Source organism: Kallipyga massiliensis ph2, from assembly GCF_000311985.1.
Classification (GTDB): domain Bacteria; phylum Bacillota; class Clostridia; order Tissierellales; family Peptoniphilaceae; genus Kallipyga; species Kallipyga massiliensis.
The window spans coordinates 672,720-695,288 of sequence record NZ_HE978585.1 but is presented as its reverse complement, the minus strand read 5'-3'; the positions used below and the strand labels follow the sequence as shown (position 1 = coordinate 695,288).

At 50.3% G+C, this 22,569-nt stretch carries 22 protein-coding genes and 2 pseudogenes; 6 read left to right on the top strand and 18 right to left on the bottom strand.

From position 1 onward, the window contains the following. Window positions 1-391: 391 nt before the first annotated feature. Together HGKM_RS08205 and HGKM_RS03125 are read left to right on the top strand one after the other, a co-directional pair. The gene (locus HGKM_RS08205; RefSeq protein ID WP_019133888.1) at window positions 392-1,528 is read left to right on the top strand and encodes a polysaccharide deacetylase family protein; all 1,137 of its coding nucleotides are present in this window, start codon (window positions 392-394) and stop codon (window positions 1,526-1,528) included. 19 nt (window positions 1,529-1,547) lie between these two features. Next, the gene (locus tag HGKM_RS03125; RefSeq protein ID WP_172634684.1) at window positions 1,548-2,171 is read left to right on the top strand and encodes an NUDIX hydrolase; all 624 of its coding nucleotides are present in this window, start codon (window positions 1,548-1,550) and stop codon (window positions 2,169-2,171) included. A gap of 79 nt (window positions 2,172-2,250) precedes the next feature. Here the strand turns inward: HGKM_RS03125 and HGKM_RS03120 are convergent, their stop codons facing one another. The 7 genes and pseudogenes from HGKM_RS03120 to HGKM_RS08495 form a co-directional block, all read right to left on the bottom strand. Continuing rightward, window positions 2,251-4,665, bottom strand: a complete 2,415-nt coding sequence (locus HGKM_RS03120; protein ID WP_034578922.1) for a cell wall-binding repeat-containing protein — start codon at window positions 4,663-4,665, stop codon at window positions 2,251-2,253. 462 nt (window positions 4,666-5,127) lie between these two features. Continuing rightward, window positions 5,128-5,424, bottom strand: coding sequence for a hypothetical protein (locus HGKM_RS03115; RefSeq protein ID WP_019133885.1), 297 nt, complete (start codon window positions 5,422-5,424; stop codon window positions 5,128-5,130). 110 nt (window positions 5,425-5,534) lie between these two features. Continuing rightward, a pseudogene (locus HGKM_RS03110) lies at window positions 5,535-6,452 on the bottom strand (PDDEXK nuclease domain-containing protein); the annotation flags it as partial. Window positions 6,453-6,572: 120 nt separating this feature from the next. Beyond that, window positions 6,573-7,097 (bottom strand): annotated as a pseudogene (locus HGKM_RS08720) (PcfB family protein). A gap of 183 nt (window positions 7,098-7,280) precedes the next feature. Next, the gene (locus HGKM_RS08810) at window positions 7,281-7,454 is read right to left on the bottom strand and encodes a hypothetical protein (RefSeq protein WP_019133883.1); all 174 of its coding nucleotides are present in this window, start codon (window positions 7,452-7,454) and stop codon (window positions 7,281-7,283) included. A 69-nt stretch (window positions 7,455-7,523) separates the two neighbouring features. Then, on the bottom strand, window positions 7,524-7,883 hold the full coding sequence (locus HGKM_RS03095; protein ID WP_425357645.1) for a hypothetical protein: 360 nt from the start codon (window positions 7,881-7,883) through the stop codon (window positions 7,524-7,526). Window positions 7,884-8,194: 311 nt separating this feature from the next. Continuing rightward, window positions 8,195-8,380 (bottom strand): hypothetical protein, encoded by a 186-nt coding sequence (locus HGKM_RS08495; RefSeq protein ID WP_245550609.1) that lies wholly within the window; start codon window positions 8,378-8,380, stop codon window positions 8,195-8,197. Window positions 8,381-8,587: 207 nt separating this feature from the next. Between HGKM_RS08495 and HGKM_RS03090 the strand changes: the two genes are divergently transcribed. Further along, window positions 8,588-9,103, top strand: a complete 516-nt coding sequence (locus tag HGKM_RS03090; RefSeq protein WP_019133882.1) for a hypothetical protein — start codon at window positions 8,588-8,590, stop codon at window positions 9,101-9,103. 13 nt (window positions 9,104-9,116) lie between these two features. After that, complete coding sequence (locus tag HGKM_RS09025; RefSeq protein WP_081585100.1) at window positions 9,117-9,338, top strand: hypothetical protein; 222 nt, start codon at window positions 9,117-9,119, stop codon at window positions 9,336-9,338. 39 nt (window positions 9,339-9,377) lie between these two features. Here the strand turns inward: HGKM_RS09025 and HGKM_RS03085 are convergent, their stop codons facing one another. The 6 genes from HGKM_RS03085 to rpsF form a co-directional block, all read right to left on the bottom strand. Further along, window positions 9,378-9,647: a hypothetical protein gene (locus tag HGKM_RS03085; RefSeq protein ID WP_019133881.1), complete on the bottom strand. Its 270-nt coding sequence runs from the start codon at window positions 9,645-9,647 to the stop codon at window positions 9,378-9,380. Between the two features lie 3 nt (window positions 9,648-9,650). Next, entirely contained in the window at window positions 9,651-9,869 is a 219-nt protein-coding gene (locus HGKM_RS03080; RefSeq protein ID WP_019133880.1) for a helix-turn-helix domain-containing protein, read from the bottom strand. Window positions 9,870-10,016: 147 nt separating this feature from the next. Then, on the bottom strand, window positions 10,017-10,244 hold the full coding sequence (locus tag HGKM_RS03075) for a DUF4368 domain-containing protein (RefSeq protein WP_245550607.1): 228 nt from the start codon (window positions 10,242-10,244) through the stop codon (window positions 10,017-10,019). A 303-nt stretch (window positions 10,245-10,547) separates the two neighbouring features. Then, window positions 10,548-10,775, bottom strand: coding sequence for a 30S ribosomal protein S18 (rpsR, locus tag HGKM_RS03070; RefSeq protein ID WP_019133878.1), 228 nt, complete (start codon window positions 10,773-10,775; stop codon window positions 10,548-10,550). A 12-nt stretch (window positions 10,776-10,787) separates the two neighbouring features. Continuing rightward, window positions 10,788-11,291 (bottom strand): single-stranded DNA-binding protein, encoded by a 504-nt coding sequence (locus HGKM_RS03065; RefSeq protein ID WP_019133877.1) that lies wholly within the window; start codon window positions 11,289-11,291, stop codon window positions 10,788-10,790. A 16-nt stretch (window positions 11,292-11,307) separates the two neighbouring features. Next, window positions 11,308-11,592, bottom strand: a complete 285-nt coding sequence (rpsF, locus tag HGKM_RS03060) for a 30S ribosomal protein S6 (RefSeq protein WP_019133876.1) — start codon at window positions 11,590-11,592, stop codon at window positions 11,308-11,310. A gap of 975 nt (window positions 11,593-12,567) precedes the next feature. Here rpsF and HGKM_RS03055 point away from each other — a divergent pair. Further along, entirely contained in the window at window positions 12,568-15,456 is a 2,889-nt protein-coding gene (locus HGKM_RS03055) for an insulinase family protein (protein WP_019133875.1), read from the top strand. Between the two features lie 403 nt (window positions 15,457-15,859). Here HGKM_RS03055 and HGKM_RS03050 read toward each other — a convergent pair whose 3' ends face one another. Genes HGKM_RS03050 through HGKM_RS03035 form a run of 4 tightly spaced genes read right to left on the bottom strand, consistent with a single transcriptional unit; the run spans window position 15,860 to window position 18,901 of the window. Beyond that, complete coding sequence (locus HGKM_RS03050) at window positions 15,860-16,735, bottom strand: hypothetical protein (RefSeq protein WP_019133874.1); 876 nt, start codon at window positions 16,733-16,735, stop codon at window positions 15,860-15,862. A 9-nt stretch (window positions 16,736-16,744) separates the two neighbouring features. Beyond that, window positions 16,745-17,602: a hypothetical protein gene (locus HGKM_RS03045; protein WP_019133873.1), complete on the bottom strand. Its 858-nt coding sequence runs from the start codon at window positions 17,600-17,602 to the stop codon at window positions 16,745-16,747. 8 nt (window positions 17,603-17,610) lie between these two features. Next, window positions 17,611-18,555, bottom strand: coding sequence for an ABC transporter ATP-binding protein (locus HGKM_RS03040; protein ID WP_019133872.1), 945 nt, complete (start codon window positions 18,553-18,555; stop codon window positions 17,611-17,613). After that, window positions 18,536-18,901: a GntR family transcriptional regulator gene (locus HGKM_RS03035; protein ID WP_019133871.1), complete on the bottom strand. Its 366-nt coding sequence runs from the start codon at window positions 18,899-18,901 to the stop codon at window positions 18,536-18,538. Before HGKM_RS03035 ends, HGKM_RS03040 begins: the two co-directional genes overlap by 20 nt. Window positions 18,902-19,021: 120 nt before the next feature. On the opposite strand from HGKM_RS03035, the gene HGKM_RS03030 reads away from it, so the two are divergent. Continuing rightward, window positions 19,022-19,537: a dihydrofolate reductase gene (locus tag HGKM_RS03030; protein ID WP_172634683.1), complete on the top strand. Its 516-nt coding sequence runs from the start codon at window positions 19,022-19,024 to the stop codon at window positions 19,535-19,537. Here HGKM_RS03030 and HGKM_RS03025 read toward each other — a convergent pair. Next, window positions 19,521-22,427: an ATP-dependent DNA helicase gene (locus HGKM_RS03025; RefSeq protein ID WP_019133869.1), complete on the bottom strand. Its 2,907-nt coding sequence runs from the start codon at window positions 22,425-22,427 to the stop codon at window positions 19,521-19,523. The genes HGKM_RS03030 and HGKM_RS03025 overlap by 17 nt on opposite strands. Between the last annotated feature and the right edge of the window lie 142 nt (window positions 22,428-22,569).

Below are 22,569 nucleotides of genomic sequence, written 5' to 3'. Positions count from 1 at the left end.
CCCTTTCCGACAAAACCTCCGTTTGGAGGGGTAGCCTCATACCGGCCCTTCCCGACAAAATCCCCGTTTGGAGGGGTAGCCTCATACCGGCCCTTCCCGACAAAATCACCATTTGGAGGGGTAGCCTCATACCGGCCTTTCCCGGCAAAACCTCCATTTGGAGGGGTAGCCTCATCCCGGCCCTTCCCGGCAAAACCTCCATTTGGAGGGGTATTCCCGCCTGCCGAAAAACCGCCCAAATCCCCATCCTCATGTATAGGGCGGAATTATTCCCCCAAAATCCCTAAATATGGAGTAAAGATGTTCGACAGACCTCCCCCAATTCGATAAAATAGAGGGGTGAGTTAGCAAGAGAAAACATCGACAAACTTGAGATAAAAAGTGAGGAGCTATGACCAACCATTTCCAGGAACATCCTGATTTCCACCAACGGCGGGCTGAGGCCCGAAAGAAGGCCCAGCAGAGAAGGCTCCTGGCCTTCCTCGTCATCGTCGTATTTGCTATTGCCATGGGTATCTTCATCGGCTACCGATTGCGGTCAGTCAAGGAGGGGCGCTTGGTCCCTCCAGCCCAACACCAACAGGGCAACCCCACCGATCCCCCCCAAAGCCAGGGGACCTTTTCCCCGGTCGGGACCAACCCCGAATCTTCAACACAGGAGACCCCCAACGAATCTGACCAGTCCGGTCAGGACCAAGACCTGAGCCAAGGCCAATCCGACCAGGCTTCCGGGTCAGAGACCCCAGCCGCCACCGGCAAAGGGAAAATCCAACCCAAGGCCAACACCGGTGACGTCGTCCAAAATGCCCAGGGCAAGGGGACTAACCACAATAAGGCCGCATCCGTCTATGCCTACCCCATCATGGCCGTCAAGGAAGCCATGTATGAAGGAAAGCCCCTGGCCGGAGACAAGAAGATCGCCTTCCTGACCTTCGACGACGGCCCCTCCTCCGAATCCACAGGAGAGCTACTGGACATCCTGGCCAAAGAAGGTGTCCCCGCCACCTTCTTCCTGGTCGGCAAGACCATGAGTGAGAAGACCCTGCCCTTCCTCAAGCGGATGATGGATGAGGGACACGGCCTGGCCCTCCACTCCTTTAGCCACGACTACTCCTACCTCTACCCCGGCCGGTCCGCCAACAAGGACCACATTCTCGAAGAATACGACAAGTGCCACGACCTCTTGAAAAGCCTACTCGGCCAAGACGTCCAAGTCAATGTCTGGCGTTATCCCGGCGGCCATATGTCCTGGAAGAATCTGGATGGGGCCGACAAGGCCCTGGCCGATCGTGGCGTCCACTGGATCGACTGGAACTCCACCAACGGCGACGCCTCCGGCAAAGGCGGGCCCAAGACCCCCCAAGCCCAGGCAGACAAAGTCATCGAAGGCTGGACCGCCTACGGCAAGCCCAACTGCATCACCGTCCTCATGCACGACACCCCCAACAAGGAAGTTACCCGCCAGTCCATCCCCCTCATCGTGGAAACCCTCCGCAAAGAGGGCTTCTCCTTCGGCATTATCGAATAGGGTGAAGGAGGTCATCCCCTTGAAATTCCATCTCAAAACCTATCTCGCTTCCCTAAAAAACAAGCCTCCCCAAATCATTGGGGAGGGCTCATGGAAACACTATGCGGTTTTCCTCCCCCTTATCCCGGACGGGAAGGGGGAGTTTTCTTTGCTCTTTGAAGTCCGAGCCTCTCATCTCCAAACCCAGCCCGGAGAAATCTCCTTCCCCGGCGGGGCCATTGAGGAGGGGGAAAGCCCCCAAGAAGCCGCCCATCGCGAAACCTGCGAAGAGCTCCTCCTCTCTCCAAACCAGGTCCAAATCCTGGCCCATCCCTACACCTATGTCTCCACCTACGGTCGAAAGATCGACTGCTTCCTGGGCACTATCGAGAACTATCAAGGGACCTTCTCTCCTGATGAAGTGGAGAAAATCTTCGCCATTTCTCTCCGAGACCTGGAGGAGCTGGAGCCCAAGATCTACCGGTCCAAAGTAAAAGAATTTCCGGAGGAAGCCTTCCCCTACGAGGACATTCCCGGAGGAAGGGACTATCCCTTCATCGAGGGTGAGTCAGAGACCCCCTTTTACTATTGGAAAGGAAAGACGATTTGGGGGCTGACGGGAAGGATTCTTCGGCAGGTACAGAGAGATTTATTTAGACATTAGACCAAATCAAGAGACAATATAAGCATGAAAAAAGCCGAACCCAAAGGGTTCGGCTTTTTTGCCAGGTAAATGAAGATTACTACTTGGTGATTCCAAGAACGATGTCTTCAATTTCCATTTCGACTTTCTCAGAAACGGCCTTGTCACCACCAACGATGACGTAGTCGGTGATCTTGTCGTTCTTCTTGATCCAGTCAGACTGTTCCTTGGTCAATCCCTTAGAGCTGACCATCAGGATAGCAGCATTGTTCTCAGCAGCCAGGTGACCGGCAACAAGAGCGTCAGCATAGGCTTCGCCGGTTACGACATAAACCTTGGTTGCGTTCTTGAAGTATTCATTGACAGCCATGTTGGTCTGGTAACGATCCTGTCCATAGAGTCTGTCAACCTTGGATCCGGGAACGTCAGACTTAGCACCTTCGGAAACCACAGCGGTTCCGCCCATGACCAGGATCTTGTTCAGCTTGCCGGCCTTGAACGCATCATCCAAGAAGGACTTGGTTTCAGGACGGAGATGGTTGGATCCATCAGTCAGAAGGATAGGATAGCCATAGCGGGAAGAAGGTACGGAGGCGATCAGAGCATCAGCGAAGCTGAAGCCGTTAGCCAGGAAGTAGGTGTCATTCTTTGTACGGTCTTCAGCTACTAGATCAGCATTCTTAGAGAAGGGGATCTTTCCTTCGCCTTCTGCAGCCTTCAGGAGCTTGGCAATTTCGATGGCGGTTTCAAATCTGTTGGAACCACCGACGCGGGCAACATTCAGACGCATCTTGGTCAGTGCTTCAGAAACGGAGTTAGAGACAGCACCGGTCTTACCAACGATCAGGACGTTTTCCAGTCTTCCTTCAGCCTGCTCAGCCTTCAGATAGGCCATGACTGACTCAGGAATGTTATCGGTCTTGGTCAGGAGGATCGGAGCCTGGTAGATGTTGGTCAGGCCGTTAGCGGTCAAAGCATCGGCGAAGTTCTGTCCGGTTGCCAGGATGACGGTCTTGTTCACGAGACCATTAGGATACTGTTCCTTGGCAATCTTAACAGCGGTTTCATACCGATCTTCACCCTCAATCCGCGGGAAGAGAGGCTTACGACCTTCATTGATCTTCACTTCGTAATAGTTTGCTTGGATATCTTTGTCTTCAATCTTATGCTGGTTGATGACCTTGCCGTCCTTCTTGACGGTAATGATGGAGTAGGCTTTGTAAGGAACCTGAGTCCACTTATCTTTAACAGGTTGGGTCTTCTCAACTTCGGAAATCAGAACATTGTGATCCTTAACATAAGCAATGCCGTTCTTGTCGGTTTTGCCGTTATAGAGGACTTCACCCAATTTGAGCCCTTGCATGTACTCGGAAGCGTCTTTATTGATGGTAACTTCAACGCCTTCTACAGCGTGAAGGGCATCCTTGCGACCTTCTGCGAAAACGCGAACTTCAAAGGGAGCTTGTTCCTTGGTGTTATACATTCTCAGAACCGCGTTAACACCGTTCTTTCCACCCAGTCCGGGGATCTGGTCGTTCAGATCGTTGCTGAGAGAGATGAAAGAAACGGTAGAGTTCTTATAATCCTTATGTTCGGCCTTAACAGCGATGACAGCTGTTTTTGCTTTTCCAGGCAAGTTTTTGAGGGTACCTTCGCCAAGCGTGAGCGTACCATTCTTATCGGTCATATAATTGCCTGTAATGCCTTCTACTTCATCACCAACCATTAAGTTATGATTCTCATCAAGGGCGTATTTTTCTCCATCTACTTTAACGTTATAGAATTTGATTTTAGCCCCTGAAATTGGCTCATCCGTTCCATCCTTAAAGACACGGATGGTGGACTCTTTGGTCTGGTTGAGAACCCACTCGAAGGTGAAGTTGTAGTTCAGGGTGACATCAGGAGAAGCAATAGTATTGTCTCCGCCAACCCAAGCCACAATCTGATCGAAGGTCAGGGTTCCCATTTCCTGAGCGGCAGTAGCGGGATCTTCCTTGCTTCCGCCAACAGCATTGCCCAAGAAAATCAGGTCCATATCTGTTCCGAAGATTTCCTTAGCTTTGATGGTCGGGTCTTTCACTTCAACCTTGCCGGCCTTCTCAGAAACGAGAGTCTCCAGAGAATCGGCATCGGCCCAAACCTTGAGGGTGATGTTCTTCAGGGTGTCAACGTCATTTCCGGCGATCTTCTCAGGCACATCAACGTCGAAAGAGATCTTCGAAGCCTTATCAACGGTGATCGACTGAGGAGCTTTTGCCAGGGCTTCCTGGACCTTGGTTCCGTCTTTCTTCTCTGCGGACCAAGCTGCATAGACGTCCAATTTTGCCATGTCATCCTTACCAAGCATCAGAATCTTGTTGCTGCTGGTATTGATGGTAACAGTGAATTTTCCTTCTCTGGGCTGAACAACACCTGTGTCGCTATCCTTGGGTGCAGCAAACGCTGTCGGAACAGCAGTCAGGATAAGAGCCAGAGCTAAGAAAATCCCTAAAACCTTTGAGAATTTCTTTCCCATTTTTTCCTCCTTAAAATAAATAATCATCATTTACCTCTTGTGGCCTCGATCACAAACTGTTTCAAAATGTCTATGACCCTTCCACTATGGCTTACTTAGCTTATCACGTTTACAAAAAAGTTTCAATCTCTTTCCCTTGCCTCCCGGCAATTTTTTCTTGGCTTTTTTCTTTGGAAAGACTAGTGCTTTGGTCTAGTTTATGGCTTTTATAGGCCTATTCTTTTCTACAATTGTTTGCGATAGGCCCACTAAAAAGAGTTATTCCCTCTCTTGATAAACAGTAATATTCCTTGAAGAATGTTACTTCAGGTAGAAATGCATTATAGAAGTGATCACATCAGCACATGAAAACAAAATAGATCTTTCAATCAAAAATCAAAGCATCCTTTAATCTTATGTTCATCATAATAAAAGCCGTAAGAATAGTATTAAAGGAGGGTAATGTCAATGTCGCAAATGTTATTAACCATTAAGCCCCAGTATGTGGAAAAAATCATAGCCAGACAAAAGAAATTCAAATTCAGGAAACTTCGCTGCCGAGACGCCATCGATACGATCGTCATCTATGCCACCGCTCCCACAAAGAAGCTTGTTGGAGAGGTAAGGCTCCTCGGTATCATTAAGGATGACGTAGAGGATGTCTGGCAAGAAACCAAAGACTTTAGCGGGATCCCGAAGAAGGACTATAACGCCTATTACAAGAAACATAAGGTGGCTGTTGCCTACCAACTCGGCGAGGTTATTGTCTACAATGAGCACAAAACCCGCGAGTACTGGATGATCCGCGTTCCGGGTCGGAATCCAAACGGTGTCATCGCTGGCTTAGAGGATATCGTCCCAGTGTTCAACCTATTATTGCAGTCTATGGTTTATTTTTCCTTATATTTTTTAATAACTTTTTCTACTTGCTCTTCAAGCTCTTCCCTGTCTGGGATATATAGGGTGTATTTTGATGCGAATATTTTATTTGATAAATTTCCTAAGGCGTATTCTGCTTGTACTCCGTCCTTATCAGTACATAAGATTATTCCTATTGGTTCATTGTCCATTTCATCGTTAACTTCTGCCTTATAATAATTGAGATACATATTTATTTGACCTACAGCTTCTGGCATTAGCTTACTTGTTTTTAGTTCGATTAAGACATAAGACCTTAATATTTTATTATAAAATACCATGTCCACATAATAGTGGGTGTTGCCTAAAGTTACCCTTTGTTGACTGCCTACATACATAAAACCCTTGCCAAGTTCTAGCAAGAATTTTTCAATATGATCTATAATTGCCTTTTCTAAATCACTTTCCATCATTGGTTTTTCTTCTGGCAAACCTAAAAATTCAAACACATAAGGGTCTTTTACAAGGTCTGCCGCCTTATTTATTTCATTGCCCTTTAAAGCTAGGTTTAGGACTTTTTCTTTATTCTCTTCTCCTGATGATAAGAGCAATCTTTCAAAAAGGGAGGTTTTTATCTGTCTTTTAAGTTCTCTTACTGACCAGTTTGCATTGATACTCTCTTTTTCATAGAAGCTTCGCTTTTTCTCATCGCTAATAGATAAGAGTTCACAATAATGGGACCAGGTCAATTTGCCAGACAGTGTCTGGCAAATTGGATAGGATAAATATAGGTTTCTCATATTCTGTAAATTAGACCTTGAAAATCCTCTGCCATACTCTCTTGTAAGTTGTCTTGACAAGTCATTTATAAGCTCTTTGCCATACTCTGCTCTCTCTGAATGTCCTTGCTCATCTTCTACGATAATACGTCCAATCTCCCATCTACATTGATATTTCCCAGATTTTCGATAATCGAAATTCTTGATTTCCGATTTTCGGAATTCTGGACTTCTGCTTTTCGGAAGTCTTTTTATTATGGTTATTTAAGGGTGTAACTTTTCGTTACTCCCTTAGATTTCTCTAGTCATGTCTTTTTTGCTTGGTTTTACTTTTTCTTTTACTTTTCTTTTTACTTTTTCTTTTGTCTTATCCTTTTTATTGGATAGGTCTTTGTATTTCTTTATTTGTTTTAGGATACTTTTTTTCTTTTTTATTTTCCTTGACTATGACTTGCTTAAAGGCATATTCCATTACTTTTATGTCTTTGGCTTGGAAGAATATTTCATAGTTTTTGCTTTCTTTGTTTTTCATTACCGAAAAGCTTACTCCAAGTTTGTTTAGTTCTTTTTTTAGTCTTTGAGGTTGCTTTGATCTATGCTTATATTTTCTAGTTGTCCTTTTTTGTAGAGGTCTTTTATTTTCATTTCATCGCCCATAAGGCTTTTTAGGTTTCCATTTGCTTTTTCTAAAGTATCATTCATCTTTTTTCGTATTTCTTTGTCTAAGTTGATTGATTCTTTTGCTGCCTTTATTGTGTATGTTATTATGGTTTGTGCTGCTTGACCTTCTTCTTTACTTATTTCTTCGTTTATCATGTTTTATCTCCTTTGTTTGAATTAAAAAAAGGGAAGTATAGGCTTTAATTTTTCTATACTTCCCTTTGCTTGTTTTTATTTGTTTGTTCTTGGTGGTGGAATGCTTTATTTTGATGTTTTTATATATTTCTTAGGTCTTTATACCTTTTATACTTTTAAATAGCTTAAAATACCTTTCCACCTTTAGTAGTTTATGTGTGTTCTTTTGTCTGATAGATAGTTTTTCATGTTGGAATATATAATCTGTATTTCTTCATTGTTCATTGCTTTTATTTCTTCTGTGCTTTTATATGATTTGTATGTTCCATCTTGATCTGGTTTTATAAGTTCGTCTATTAGCTCTTGCCTTTTATTCATCTCTATTACCTCCTAGATCTGCCTTTAGTTGTTTGGTCATATTATAGGATAAGATATTTTTACCAGGTCTTATCTTTCTTGATCCATTTTCTTGTTTTTTATCATTTCTCTGTATTCATTATCTTTAATAACTTGGTCTTGGACTTTTTTAATCTGTGCTATTACACTTGGTTTTTCACCTTGTTTTATTAACTTATCTATTTCTATGGATAAATCTATGCCAAGTTCTTTGTTTACAAAATCTACTGAATATTTTATATGATTAATTTCCTGGTATTCATCTTTTATCTTGTCTTTTTCTTTATTTATTGCTTCAAGCTTTCCCATTAAAAGATTTTTTTCTCCACTTATATATGCTGCACTTGCTACTGCACTTTTTCCTTTTCCTCTTGATATTATGTTTACTGAAAAATGAAAACTGTCTGCCATTTTTATCACTTCCTTTCTTTTTTTGTTGTTTTAGGTGGAGGCTTAGAAGATTTTTATATCCACTTTGTGAATGAGCGTTTTGAAATGATAGAATAAAAAAAGCCGACTACTGAATTAATTTTGTTGTTTCAGTATGTCGGCTTAATTGTTACTTTCATTTCAATTTTTAAAAGTCAAGGGCGAGCGTTAGTGAGTTTATTTACCCTTGACTTTTAAAAAGCGAATGGTTGTTGCTCCCTGCAAGGGTTTGGCTCCGCAGGACGCAAGCACCCTTTAGGGTGTATAATTGCGCCCTTGTAAGCAAGGGACAATTATCTTATTTCATCTTTTTGATAAAAGAATGATGCATTCTCTGCACCAAATAATATAACTCCCTTAAGGCTAGAAATCATTTTTTTAGTTTCAGTAGCTTTATATTTTATACCATTATTAAATTTTGTTCTTACTACATAAGGAATACCGTTCTCATCTTCAACGACTTCTCTTGCATGAAGCACGTCAGGCTTTTTAATATTTTCAAATAAATCACCAAATATAAACCCTCTCCATTTTGAAGTATTAACCTTATTTAATTTTGCATTTTTAAAGTATCTGAGTTAAAAAAAATTTAAGAAATTTTTAGTCAATATTTTGTGCTTGTAAGAATTGTACAAAAAAGCTATTATCAATATAAAGAATTTAAAATTATGATAGGAGATAATAAAATGGGCTTGTTTAATCTATTTGGTGGCAAAAAAACAGTTGAGTTAGATAAAGTAAAAAGCGATGAAAACAAAAATCGCATGAGAGAAATCTTTGATAGACAAGTAGATAATGGTTCGGAATATAAAATAGTTTATGCTTATTCAGAAGATATTGGTGGTGCGAATTTCGCAGTGCTTCGTACTGTTTCCTATAAATATAGAAGTTTTATACTTGGCTATAAGGAAGATAATTTAAGTTTAGTTTTTCTTGAAGTAAGCCCTGATTTAAATCAGGTTGGAGAAACACTTATCTATAAACCACAAGATGTAAAGAAAACCAATTTTACAAAGATGGTAGGTGCATATTATTTACAGTATGGTAGTTCATTCAAGAAAGAGTTTTTCAACTTTTTTGTTCCTGAGACTATTGATGATTTAGTTAACCATGATTGGTATGATGAAGATACTTTTACCTACATTGACCAAAGAGAAGTACATGGCAGCTGGGTGGATTTTTGGAATAGATTTTGTAAATAAAAGGTAATTTATTGTGAATATGTTACCAAATTATATTTTGGCTTTTATATTTACAGTATTCCTAATATATAGTTTTATAAATATTAAAGTTAAAAAAGCTAAGGTTAGCAACGGCTGCCTTTACGGAATTGGAGTTCTTATTGCAATATTATTACTTGGAATGTCTATTTATGGAATAATATTTAATATTCCATTAGGACAAGTACAACTAATGATAGTAAATAGCTTCAAATAATGAAATTAGAAACTATAATTAAAGTAGTAAATAAGGAATTTACTGCTTTTTCTTTATGTATGTAGGAGCTGTTGTTTTAGTTGGTGTATTTTCCAAGAGGTTTCTAATATTCAAGCCCCTGATTATTGCTACATCATTCATATTTTTAGGTAAACACCAACCATCTGGCTTATCTGAATATCCCTTGAAGCTTAATTGATTAAAAGTTGTTATTTGACCAGTCCCTTGATCAACATTTTCTTCAGCTTCATCAAAGCCTAATACTAATTTCGCATAATCCCTAACTTGATCTTCTGTCCTTAAACTCATTTTCTATTCCTCGTCACTAAAATTATCTTCAAAACTAATGATATCATTAGGAGTGCAATCTAATGCATTACATATTTTTTCTAAATTCTTAAATGTAATTGGTTTATCCTTACCCATTTGTGCCATAACATTTGTTGTTAGTCCTGCCATAGCTATTACATCTGTTTTCTTTAATCCTTTTTTTGCTAGTTGTATCCATAATGGTTTATAGTTAAGTGCCATAATATCCCTCTTTTTCTATTTATTAGATTTATTTAATTATAGCATAAATATTGATTTCATTCAATCTTACATTGATTTAGTGATTTGTTTTAGAGAATATGTTGTGTTATTCCGTCCTTATCTTGCCATAAATTGCTTTATGTCTAATTAGAGATTGTAAAATACTTGTAGTGTGTCTGTATTTCCTATGAAATTGTAGTAAATATCAATTGTTTGGGTGATTTCTCCATTCACTACTTCTTTTTCGTGAACATAGATTTTTGGGATGAGTTCGTTTAAGGTTTCTTTGTCCAGCTTCTTTATATCCCTATGTTTTTTTATGAGTTCAATCCATTTTTTGACATTAATATCTTCAAGATCTTCTTTAACAATCAATATTTGATTATCTTCTATTCCCACAAAGAAGGTTGTTGGAGAGGTAAGGCTCCTCGGTATCATTAAGGATGACGTGGAGGATGTCTGGCAAAAAACCAATGACTTTAGCGGGATCCCGAAGAAGGACTATCACACAGATTTCTTTTTATGCGACTTATAAAGCTGTCATTGATAGTATTCAATACATGAGCTATGATCAACTTACGAATTGAAAACGAAAGTTTTGCGGGTGATGCATTTATGCGTCACCCGATTTTTTTGTTACCCCACAAAAAAAAGCCGGCCAGACGGCCGACTTTTTTCTTACTTATCTTCGTAGGGGATGATGGCGATGGCCCGGGCTCTCTTGACAGCCTTGTTGACATCGCGCTGGTGCTTTGCGCAGGTCCCGGTCACGCGGCGGGGAAGGATCTTCCCGGCATCGCTGATAAAGTTCTTGACCTGTTCCACATCTTTGTAGTCCAGTACTTTTTCCTTATCTTTGCAGAATTGGCAGACCTTTCTGCGGGGTCTAAATGTGCGGCGGCTCATACGATCTCCTTTTTAGAAAGGGATGCGGGAATCATCCACCGGGGCGAAGTCATCGCCGAAGAAGTCATCGCCCGATCCGCCAGCTTCCTGGCTTCCCTGGGCACTCCGGTTCTCGGGATACTTGTTGGCTTGGGGGGCCGGGGCGGGACCGCCCTGGTTGTAGGAATCGTTGCGTTCCTTCCAGTCCACAAACTCAACATTGTTGGCCACCACATCGGTGGTGTAGCGCCGAGATCCATCCTGGGCAACATAGGACCCGGTTTGGATCCGTCCTTCGACCAGGACCCGCTTTCCCTTCTCGGTGAAGCGGTTGACATTCTCTGCTAACCTTCCCCAGCAAACACAGCCGATGAAGTCGGCCGTGGGCTGATTGTTCGCTTCCATTTCCTGTTTCTTTTCACGCGACAGTCTCTTGTCCACCGCAAGGGTGAAGCGGACCATGGCGTTACCTGTAGAATTGTTGTAGGTTAACTCGGGGTCTCTTGTCAGTCTTCCCATCAGAACGACTTGGTTCATCGCTACCTCCTAGGACTTACGCCTCTTTCTTTACAGTCAGATAGCGTAAGATGTTGTCCAAGATTCTTGCCCGACGCTCGACTTCCTGAACGGTTTCCGGCTCTGCTTCATACGTCAGAACCACATAATAGCCGTCTTTCTTGAAGTCAATCGGATAGGCAAGCTTGCGGTTTCCCCACTCATCGAGATCCAGGACCTTGCCGGTCTCATCGATCGCATCAATCAAGCGATCCAAGACTTTTTTGCGGTCTTCTTCTTCGACATCAGCGCGTAAGATGACCACCATCTCATATTGATTCATGTCTTTCACCTCCCTTTGGATTTGACCCGCTTGTGAACGGACCAGAGATTGCTCACGGCAGGGCAGAAAACGCCCCAAACCACTGAACATACCCATACATTATACTAAATGCCACCGGTTTTGCAAGATAAATTCCTTCCTTTTTATCCCGTTCCGGGGTAGTGATTAGCTACGAAGAAAATTCTAATCAGATCATTTATTAATTTTATCTTCGATAAATCTCAAAATTCTTTTCAGCGAGTTTAAGTAAATCCGACTCTTTCATCTTGTTCCCCCTTTCTTTAACAATCAACTAACAGTTTCGCACGATTCACTCACGATTCTCCCCTTCATAAATCGCATGAAAACAAGGTTTTGTGTATTGGCTCGCACGATCTTCGCACGATTCACTCACGATTAAATTATTCCCAGTTATTATATCAAAGTAAGAGGTTCCTAGTTATATCGCTTGAATTCCAATTTGAAAGCATACGCTTTTAAACAAGTCATCTGTCCCTGTCAAAACTCACATATATAAAAAAAGCCCTCTCCGTGGTCCGCATGTAGAGAATCTACATTAAGCGTGGAGAGGTTCTGTCATTACTATGATAACAAAAAATGAGCCGGATGTCATTTCCAGACCCCATAGTGTTGGTATCACCTTTTTCCCCAAATCAACACTACGTTTTTCCCGCCTCATTCGTGTTGGTTTGCCATTTTCCCGCCAATCAACACTATATTTCTTCCCTCTCAATAGTGGCGGTTAGCCGTTTTTTCGCCAATCAACACGACCGCAACGATCATATTCCCAAAATCTATAGTGTTTGTTTGACGTTTTTCTTCGAACCACCACTACCACAGGCCCAAATCTATAGTGTTTGTTTGACGTTTTTCCCCAAACCACCACTACTTCCGACCCAAAACCATCCTTTCAGGCTTCTTCCCCCTCCCCATCTTTGGTAGTATAGTTTCATCACCTGATGAAAGGAGCCCATCATGACCATAATCCACGGATTCACCCAAATTAAGGAGCGGGCCGTCCCCGAGGAGGCCTCTACCCTTCATTTATATAGACACGAGAAGACCGGCGCCCGGGTCCTCCACATGAAGAACACCGACGACAACAAGGTCTTTGCTATCGCCTTCCCCACCCCGCCCCTGGGATCGACCGGAAATTGCCACATCCTGGAACACTGCGTCCTCAACGGGTCCCGGAAGTACAAGACCAAGGAGCCCTTCATGGACCTCCTCCAGTCCTCCCTCCAGACCTTCCTCAACGCCATGACCTACCCCGACAAGACGGTCTACCCCATCGCCTCCCGGAACCCCACCGACTTCCATAACCTCATGGACCTCTACCTGGACGCCATCTTCTACCCTACCGTCCTCGAGGATGACCGGATCTTCCGCCAGGAGGGCTGGCACTACGCCATCGACCGGCCCGAGGACCCCCTGACCCTGAGCGGGGTCGTCTACAACGAGATGAGGGGGGCCATGTCCTCCCCCGAAGACCAGGTCTTCGACGCCATCATGAGGTCCCTCTACCAGGGAACCATCTATGCCAACAACGCCGGCGGAGACCCCTACCGGATCCCCGACCTGACCTATGAGGCCTTCTGCGACTTCCACCGGACTTACTACCACCCCTCCAATGCCTACATCTTCCTCTATGGGGCCATCGATGAGGAAGCCACCTTCGACCACCTGGCCTCCTATCTGGATGACTTTGATCAAAAAGAAGTCCAGGGCCTGCCGGATGTGATGGCGAAAATAGAGGCCCCCATAATCAAGGAAGTTCCCTTCTCCATCGACACGGGCGAGGATGAGGAGGGCCAGACCTTCTTCTCCCTCTCCTGGCTGGTCGACCGAGCCAGGACGGATGAGGTCCGTTATCTTTATAACCTCATGGACCAGGTCCTGGTCAAGTCGGAGTCCTCTTCCCTCCGCCGGGCCGTCCTGGAGGAAGTGGGAGCCAAGGACCTCCTGTCCGAGGTCTGGGACCTCAAGGAAGTCGGCTTCTCCCTGGTCGCCAAGGGGGTGGACCCCGACAAAAAGGACCTCTTCCTGAAAGTGGTCGACCGGGAGATCCGGCGGATGGTGGAGGATGGTCTGGACCGTGACCTCCTGTCCGGCCTCCTCCAATCCCTGGAATTCGACCTCAGGGAGAAGCAGGGGATGGCAACCAAGGGCATCCTCTTCATGGCCATGGCCCTGTCCGAAGGAATCTATGGCGCCGACCCCATGGAAAGGATCGCTTATGAGGACAAGCTCCGGTCGGTCCGGGCCATGGTCCGGGAAGGGGCCCTGGAAGCCTACATCCGGGACAAGCTCCTGGACAACCCCAACCGGGTCTTCCTGGTCCACACGCCCCAGGCCGGCCTCAATGCCCAAAGGGACCGGGACTTAGCCAAATCCCTGGCCGACTACAAGGCCGACCTCTCGGAGGCGGACATCCGGGTCCTCATCCAAGCCAACAAGGACCTGGCGGACCGGCAGAACCGACCCGATTCTCCGGAAGCCAAGGCCACCATCCCCCGCCTGGGCCGGGAGGACCTCCCCGACCACCTGGTCCGGGTCCCTCGGGAGGTCCGGGAAAGTGCCCGGGCTACCTACCTCCTCCACGACCTCCCCACCTCTGGCATCACCTACCTGACCCTGGTCTTCGACCTGGCCCACTTCGCTGAGGCCGACCTCCCCTATGTCACCCTGGTCTCCGACCTCATGGGACGCCTCTCCACCCAGACCCTCTCCTACCGGGACTATGAGGTTCAGGAGGACCTCCTGACCGGAGGCATCACTCTGACCCCCAAGGTCTATGACCGCCAGGGATCCCTGGACTTCCAATGCAAGCTCCTCCTCTCCACCAAGTTCTTGGGCCTGGACAAGCTCTCCGCAGGCCTGGACCTCATGGCCGACCAGGTCCTCCGGACCCGGTTCGATGAGGCGGACCGGATCCGGGAGGTCATAGCCATCATCCTCTCGTCCATGGAGATGGGGATGGTGGACGATGGGTCCGGCATCGCCCTCCAGCGGGCCGTCGCCCAGGTCACCCCCGCCGGGGCCTACAACGACCGGCTCAAGGGCCTGTCCTACTACCTCTGGCTCAAAAACCTGGCCATGACCTTCGGCCCCAAGGACCAGGCCAAGTTGGAGGAGATCTACCGCCGGCTCTTCCTGACCGCCAAGCCCCTCGTCAACATCACCGGGTCGATCCGGGACCTGGACCGGGTCATGGAGGGGGTGGAGGGCTTCCTGGCCGCCCTGCCCGGAAAGTCCGAGCCCGCCTGCGACTTCTCCTTCCAGCCGGACAAGAAAGCCCTGGCCTTCAGCCTGACCTCGGACGTCCAATTCGTAGCCATGGCTTCCCTCATGGACCCCGACCAAGCCACCTACGGGGGCCACTTCCAGGTCCTCTCCAATATTCTGTCTAACACCTACCTCTATACGGAAATCCGGGCCAAGGGCGGAGCCTATGGCCAGGGTCTCGCCCTGGGGACCAACCAAGTCGCCGGAGCCTTCTCCTACCGGGACCCCCAACTCCGCCGGACCCTGGATATTTTCCACACCCTCCCCGACCAAGTAGCCAAGCTGGACCTGGCGGATGACGACCTGGTCCGCTTCATCATCGGATCCGTCGGCCGGGTCGATGGCCCCATGACCGAAAACCAAAAGGGCCTCTTCGACCTCTCTAACTACCTCCGGGGAATCGACGCCGCCTTCCACGACCGGATCCTCCGGGAAATCAAGGAAACCCGCCTGGACGACCTCCGGTCCCTGGCCGACCCCCTGAGACAAGCCTGGGACCAGGCCTCCGTGGTTGTCCTGGGCTCCAAAGAAGCCATCGATAAAGACAAGGATCTCTTCGACGAGGTCCGGAGGATCTGAGGGGCCGGTCACGGGCCGGAGCCCTGGGAGGCCCTAATTCGCAGCCGAGTCGAGGCCGGGAACCCTGACAATCTGGAGAATGTCAAGAAAATCAGGGTCCAGTGCCCTGACAATTTGCTAAATCACAAGAATATCAGGGGTAAAAATGACCCTGATGAATGAGCAGATCGTAAGAAAATCAGGGTAAAAACCCTGACAATTTGCTGAATCATAAGAAAAGCAGGGTGAAAAAGTACCCTGCTTTTTTGTTAGATTGCCAAAATATCAGGGGCGGAAACCCTGATATTTTGGAGAATTTTGAGAATAACAGGGTTCAAAGCCCGAGGCAGGAGCCATCGCCGTAGGCCGGTTTCCTTTCCCTGGTAAACCTCATGATCCTGCCATCTCCCAAGGCACAGCATCCTCACCGGTCCAATTTCTCCCAATAGCGTTGGGCCAGGAAGAAGAAGATGAGAGCCAGGATGACCACCAGGGCGTAGGAGGAGAGGGAGTAGCCGGCCATTTCTCCGATCTTGCCTCCGGACTCATGGAGGAAGCCGATCCCGTTGTGGTAGAGCCGTTGGATGGTCAGGGAGAGTTCCGGGGTCTTTTCCGCCAGGTGGAGGCCCAGGTCTTCCTTACCGATATATAGGGGAAGGAGGCGGTTAACGCCGTAGATGAGCCAGTCCAGGCAAAAGATACCCAGGAAAAAAACCAGGGGTTGGGAGAAGGTGACGGAGAGGGCCCAGACCCGCCGCCTGTAGTTATAGTAGAGACGGGTCCAGGTATAGACGCCGAAGAAGTAGACCATGGTCCACCAGAGGATGAAGTAGATGAGGGCCAGGCCGTCCATCTCGAACCAGCCCAAGACCAGGCCCATGAGGACGCCCCGGTCCAGCATGGCGGTCCGGAGCTTGAGATAGAGGGGTTTCATGGATCCGTCCTGGATGAAGGCTGAGGAGACCTGGACCAGGAGGAAGAAGACCCCGCAGAGGATGAGGATGGCCAGGTACTTGGCCAGGATGATCTTCCAACCGGGCATGGGGGTGAGGAAGCTTTTCACCCCCTCACGGCTGGTCAGCTCCTTGGAGAAGTTGTAGGCGATCAGGATGCCCAGACCTACCAGGATGGCCACTTGGATGAGGTAGGAAACCAGGAGGTAGAGCTCGCTGGTTTGGACGGATTGGCCCTTGATGGAAATGAAGGCCAGGCCGCCCAGGCGGAAGAGGATAAAGAGCAGGTAGAAGAAACCCATGACCGGGAAAAATTCCCGGATTTCATGTCGTATGCGTTTGACCATAGCATTCTCCTAATCGTCGATCCGGTCTTCGGCCAGGGCGGCGCTGGCAGTGAAGACCAGGATAGTAACTAAGATGACCAGGGCCAGAGGGATGGCCCAGAGCCCCTCTTCCCCTTCAAACAGGCCGGCTGCCTCAGGGTTTACCCTCGCATAAGTCCAGAGAATCCGGCTGGTGGGGGTCCATGCCTCCGGGCCTATGAGGTGGAGGGAAAAAGAGGCCGGGAAAAAGACCACGGGGCGGCGGGGGATGAGGACCTCCGCAACTAAGGTGAGCCCGGCCATCAAGGGGACCAGGACCAGACTGTCCACCAGGATCTGGAGGGAGGGGGCCCGCTTCTTCCAGGGGCCCATGAACAAGCGGCCCAGGGTTTGGAGGAGGAAGAGGAGGGAGATGGTGAAGGCGGCCTGGACCAGGGCGGCCACCGTCAGAGAGAACGAGAGGGTCCCCTCAGGAAAGAAGGGGCCGGTCAGATGGCCCTCCATGCCCAGGAGCCGGGCCATCTGACCGGCCCCGGCCATGAGGACCAGGGCAAGGAAGACCGTGAAAAGGACCGAAAGGAAGCGGCCGCCGAATTCCCGGGCCCGGGAAAGGGGGACCAGGTGGAGGGCCGGACCGGCCTCAGGGCCATAGTAGTCCCCCAAGGCCTCCCAGGCTTCCAGAAAGAGGACCAGGCCCGGAAAAACGAAAGGAAGGCCGGAGAGGAGGTCCATGAACCGGCCGGAAGGCTCCCCGTCCATGTCCGGGAAATGGGGAGAGATGGCCTCCTGGATCCGGCTCATGGCCAGAAAAAGGACCAGGGCCAGGGCGAAGAGGATCCACCGCCGGCCGATTTTATTCCGTCTTCGTTGGATAAATATGCGCCACATAGGCCCTCCTAGCGGTAGATCTCTTTGTAGAGGTCATCCATGGACAGGCCTTCCTCCATCCGGAGGACCTCCGCCGGCCCCTGCTTGACGATCTTCCCCTTGTCCAAGAAAATCACCTCATCGAAAATGGACTCGATGTCCCGGACCCTCTGGCTGGTGATAATAAATGAGGCTTGGCCGCCCACGGACTCCACCAGGAGGTCGATGATGTCGTCCCGGACCAGGGGGTCCAGGTTGCCCAGGGGCTCATCCAGGAGGTAGAGGTCGGCCTCACGGCTCAAACAGAGGGCCATGGAGAGGCGGACCCGGTAGCCGATGGAGAGGTGGCCCACCCGCTTTTCGGGAATCTGAAAGCGGTCGACCAATTCGTCGAACCGGTCCTTGTCGAAGTCCGGGAAGAACTTGACAAAGAAGGCACGGGCTGAGGAGACCGACTCCCCAAAGCCGACCAGGCCTCCTTCGGGGAAGTAGGAGACCATCCCCTTGGTTTTCAGGCCTACCGGCTCCCCATTGACCGTCACCGTCCCCTTGGTCGGGTGGAAGAGCCCCGCCAGGATCCGGAGGAGGGTGGACTTGCCCGCCCCGTTGGGGCCCATGAGGCCCAGGACCCGGCCCTCCGCCAGATCGAAAGAAAGGTCATCCAGGATGACCTGGTTGGCCATGGACTTGGTCAGGTTCTTGACCACCAGGCGGGGCTTGTAGACGAAGGGTTCGGGCGTTTCTTCCGGAACCTCATCGACCGGCTCCGGAACCTCATCAGCCTCGCCCGGCGTCTCCGGAATCTCCACTTCGGGAATCACCTGCATTTCCACCGCCTTGGCCTTGCCTTTTTTCTTTTTCTTCTTTTTTGGAGAGGACTTTTCCGTCTTTTCGTTTTTTTCTATTTTTTCCGTCTTTTCGCTTTTCTCCGTCTTCTCCAGTTCCTCCCGGATCCTATCCTCTAGCTTGGTCATGGAATCCTCCTTTATTCAGAACAAACCGCCGAATCTCCCCATCGTCCATGCCCAGCTTTCGGGCCCGGTCAAGGAAGTCTTGGAAGTGGCCTTGGACCAGGTCTTCACGGGCCAGGGCCAGGCGGTCCCGGTCCCGGGTGAAGGCCAGACCCTCTCCCTCCCGGCAGATGAGTCCACGGGCCTCCAGACCCTGGATGGCCCGGTCGATGGTTTCGGTATTGGTCCGGAAGACCCTCCGCAGGCTCTCCCGGTCGGGGACCGGATCCCCGGCTTGGTAGACCCCCGAGAGGAGGTCCTCCAGGATTTGGTCTTGAACGGTTTCGAACACCGCCTTGGTCTTTGTCATGAAAACACCCTCCCAACTTGTTCAAAAGCGACCGGTTGCGTAAAATGGATATACCACCGTGTATGATTTTTGTTTCCACCATTTTACCATGATTGCCCCATGAAGAAAGGGGGAGGAGGAATGATGATCTTGATCTTTATCGTGGATGAGAACTTCGCCATCGGCTACCAAAATGACATGGTCCACCACATCAGCCGGGACCAAAAACGCTTCAAGGAGGTCACGACCGGGAACATCATCGTCTGTGGCCGGAAGACCCTGGAGTCCTTCCCGGGAGGCCGCCCCCTCCCCAACCGGGACAATATCGTCCTGTCCCGCCAGGACCTCCCGCCCCAGAAGGGGATGACCTTGGTCCACGACCGGGAGGGGCTCATGAAGGCCATCCGGGACCTCAACCCCGACGGGACAAAAAAAGTCTTTTTAGCAGGCGGGGGCCAGCTGGTCGAAGCCCTTTGGGACCTGGCCGATGAGGCGGATATTTCCATGATCCACCATGCCTTTGACAAGGCGGATGTCTGGATCCCCAACCTCCGCGAGGATCCCGAATGGGTCCTGACCGATGAGTCCGAACCCATGTCTGACGGGGAATATACCTTCACCTACCAGAAGTACAAGCGGATTACTCCGGACAAGTAGGCGTCCACTCCCCTATGGTCCTCATCTTGTAACAGAAATGGGCCATGGAGCAGGTCCGGCAGGCTTCCCGATCCCGGGCTATAGCCCCGAATTCACCCGCCTGAATCTCCGCCACCAACCGGTCCATGGTCCCTTTCCAAGCCTCCAGGTCTTCCTCATCCAAGGGGAAGGCCCGGAGGCTTTCTTTTTCCCGGGCCGCCGACAGGTCATAGAGGAAGTTCTCCCCCTTTTCCCTGGCGGCCGGACCCGGCCAATGGGCATCCAGGAGGATCCGGTAGACGGCCAGCTGGTGGATATAGGTCTCGAGAAGGTCGGACTTTTCAGGGACGTGGGCTTTGAAGTCAATCAAGGTCCCATCCTCCAGGACCAGGTCCAGGCTCCCGAAGAGGCGGTAGTTTCCCATGGAGAGGGCCAGGTCCTTTTCGGCCCAAAGAAGCCGAGGCAATACCCGGTCCTTTTCCCGGCTCATGTAGGCCAGGATCCGGTCCCTGGCTTGGTCGAGGCTTTCCGGGGTGATGCCTTCTCCCCCGGCGGCCAACCCACCAGACACAGAAGCCAGAATCTTGTCCAGGTCCTCAGAGGAAACCCGGCCCCCCTTCCGGTTGACGGCCTCCAGGACCCGGTGGAGGAGGGTCCCCTCCGCCATAGCCTGGCTCTTATGAGGCGGGAATCCCAGGACCCGGAAGAAGAAGTAGGACCGGGGGCAGGTCCGGTAGAGGGCCAGGTCGGAGGTGTAGGCGTAGCTTTCCTGGACCCCCTCCCCTCTTTCTCCCGAGGGGGCGATATGGGCCAGGGCCTCCTCCATCTCCAAAGGAGATAGACTCATGTTGAGGCGGAGGAAGGGGGGCCAAAGGGCCCTGGGGCCTCGGGGTCCCTGGCTTTCGTCCGGGCCGGCCGTTAGGACTAGGAGGTCCTTGGCCCGGGTCATGGCGGTATAGTATTGGCGGACGGTATCCAGGTCCTGGGCCAGGTCGGGAGCGGGCTGGTGGCCCAGGAGGGGGTTAGCCGGAAGGAGGTCCTCCCCCTGGGAAGGTCTCCGGAAAGTGTACTTCTCCCGGCCTTCCTCCAGGATGACCAGGGAAAATTCCAGGCCCTTGGACTGGTGGATGGTCATGACCTGGACGGCATCCTCCACCTCCCTTTGGTCGGGGTCAATATAGTCCAAATGGCCTTGTTGGAGCTTGGTCCAGTGGTCAAAGAAAAGGAGGGCGGCCTTCCCCCGGGTCCCCTGGCTGATCTCCGGCCTTTGGGCCAGGCCGGACAGCTCATCCAGGTAGGTCAAGAAAGCGGCCAGGGCTAGAGCGGGATCCTTGTCCTTATCTCGACCATCCAGGGCTTTGGCCAGGGCCCCTTCAAAGGGAGGAGCCCCCAAGAAAGACAGGGCGACCTCCCCCAGCCGGGTCGTCTTCCCTTCTTTCCAAAAGCTGTCCCAGGCCCGATAGATCTCTTCCCTCTCCGCCCTCCCCTTCCGGGGGAGGCTTTCGACAAGGGTCCGAGCCGGATTTTGGGCCATGAGGTCGGCGGCCCGCCCTCCGGCTGACTTCCCTCCTTCGGTCAGGAGGGTGACCAGGAGGCAGGCGGCCAGACGGCGAACAAGGCTTACCCCGGCCAGGCTCTCTGTCTTGGAGGATTGGCAGGGGATCCCCTCCGCCTCCATGGCTCGGAGGACCCGGCGGATGGAGGGGTTATAGCCGGGGTTGACGGAGTGGGAGAGGATGGCCATATCCCGATAGGCCAGGCCCTTGCCGTGGGCTTCTTTGACCAGACGGACCAGGACGTGGGCCCATTGGTCGGGGTCCTCCTCGATCCATTTGTAGACGCCTCCCTCCGGCCTGTCCGGGAGGACGGTCATGGCCTTGGGGAAGCGGTTAGCCTGGATAGCCCGGTCCCGTTCAGTCCCAAAGGGACGGTCGATGAAGGCGCCGGCGGTGGCCATAATCCGCCGACCGGACCTATAGTTGGTGGTCAAATAGAGGGTCCGGCTCCCGGGATAGCGGCGGGGAAAGGCCAGAAGGTTTTCCACGGTCGCCCCCCGGAAGCGGTAGAGGGACTGGTCGTCATCCCCCACCACGCAGAGGTTACCGGTCTTCCGGGCCAGCCGGGAAAGGATGGCCTCCTGGACAGGGTTGGTGTCCTGGTACTCATCCACCATGAGGTATTTGGCCCGGGTCTGGACATGGGACAGGACCTCGGGGTCTTCCAAAAGCTCCATGGTCTGGTAGAGGACTTCGGAGTGGTCCATGACATTGTAGTGGCGGAGCATGGCCCGGAAGCGGTCCAGGAGAAGGCGGGCGGCCCGGGTCTCGGAGCAGTCGACGGAGAGGTCGGCGAATCCCTCACGAACCCGGTCCATGAGCCGGAGGTAGTCCTTCTTCCGGTAGGACAGGGTCCGGGGGTCCCGGGGCTTGTGGCGGGGAAAGAGGAGGGCCATGGCGGCAGCCAGGTCCTCCCGGACTGTCTCTCCTTCCGGACTTAGGCCCGTCAGGGCGGGCCAGGACCGGTCGACCAGGTAGGCGATAGCGACCTCATCCACCCGCCGAAAGCCGGGGAGGTAGGCGGTCTTGTCGATGTTTTCTTCGATGATGGACTGGCCGATCTGGTGGAAGTTGCCCACATTGACCTGGCCGGCCAGGGCGGCCAGGCTCCCGGCAGGACCGGCCTGTTCCTCCGGGTCCCCCTCCCGGCCCAGCCGGGTCAGGACCTCCGCCTTGGCCTTCCGGGTGAAGGTGGTCACCATGATTTCTTCCGGCCGGGCTAATCCTTGTTCCAAAATGTACCGGACCCGTCCCACCATCGTCCGGGTCTTTCCCGTCCCCGGCCCGGCGATGATTAATACCGGCCCCTCCGTTGTCCGGATGGCTTCCCATTGTTGGTCGTTGTAGGGAAACATGGCGGTCCTCCCCTCCTTCTTTCTGGTAAAATAAAGCAGATCCTCCTTCAATTTTAGTGGATAGGAGGAGGCTTGTGGGAGGAAATGGGACAAATTGGGTCCATTTGGGACCCAATGAGATAATATGGGAGAAAAAGGGAGG

Coding starts and splice junctions, on each gene's coding strand:
- HGKM_RS03035 (WP_019133871.1), bottom strand. CDS start 18,901: ATGACAAAGACCAAGGCGGTGTTCGAAACCGTTCAAGACCAAATCCTG.
- HGKM_RS03080 (WP_019133880.1), bottom strand. CDS start 9,869: ATGGCACTTAACTATAAACCATTATGGATACAACTAGCAAAAAAAGGA.
- HGKM_RS03085 (WP_019133881.1), bottom strand. CDS start 9,647: ATGAGTTTAAGGACAGAAGATCAAGTTAGGGATTATGCGAAATTAGTA.
- HGKM_RS03030 (WP_172634683.1), top strand. CDS start 19,022: ATGATGATCTTGATCTTTATCGTGGATGAGAACTTCGCCATCGGCTAC.
- HGKM_RS03055 (WP_019133875.1), top strand. CDS start 12,568: ATGACCATAATCCACGGATTCACCCAAATTAAGGAGCGGGCCGTCCCC.
- HGKM_RS03045 (WP_019133873.1), bottom strand. CDS start 17,602: ATGTGGCGCATATTTATCCAACGAAGACGGAATAAAATCGGCCGGCGG.
- HGKM_RS08205 (WP_019133888.1), top strand. CDS start 392: ATGACCAACCATTTCCAGGAACATCCTGATTTCCACCAACGGCGGGCT.
- HGKM_RS03095 (WP_425357645.1), bottom strand. CDS start 7,883: ATGGCAGACAGTTTTCATTTTTCAGTAAACATAATATCAAGAGGAAAA.
- HGKM_RS03090 (WP_019133882.1), top strand. CDS start 8,588: ATGGGCTTGTTTAATCTATTTGGTGGCAAAAAAACAGTTGAGTTAGAT.
- rpsF (WP_019133876.1), bottom strand. CDS start 11,592: ATGAATCAATATGAGATGGTGGTCATCTTACGCGCTGATGTCGAAGAA.
- rpsR (WP_019133878.1), bottom strand. CDS start 10,775: ATGAGCCGCCGCACATTTAGACCCCGCAGAAAGGTCTGCCAATTCTGC.
- HGKM_RS03050 (WP_019133874.1), bottom strand. CDS start 16,735: ATGGTCAAACGCATACGACATGAAATCCGGGAATTTTTCCCGGTCATG.
- HGKM_RS08810 (WP_019133883.1), bottom strand. CDS start 7,454: ATGAATAAAAGGCAAGAGCTAATAGACGAACTTATAAAACCAGATCAA.
- HGKM_RS03025 (WP_019133869.1), bottom strand. CDS start 22,427: ATGTTTCCCTACAACGACCAACAATGGGAAGCCATCCGGACAACGGAG.
- HGKM_RS03040 (WP_019133872.1), bottom strand. CDS start 18,555: ATGACCAAGCTAGAGGATAGGATCCGGGAGGAACTGGAGAAGACGGAG.
- HGKM_RS03065 (WP_019133877.1), bottom strand. CDS start 11,291: ATGAACCAAGTCGTTCTGATGGGAAGACTGACAAGAGACCCCGAGTTA.
- HGKM_RS03120 (WP_034578922.1), bottom strand. CDS start 4,665: ATGGGAAAGAAATTCTCAAAGGTTTTAGGGATTTTCTTAGCTCTGGCT.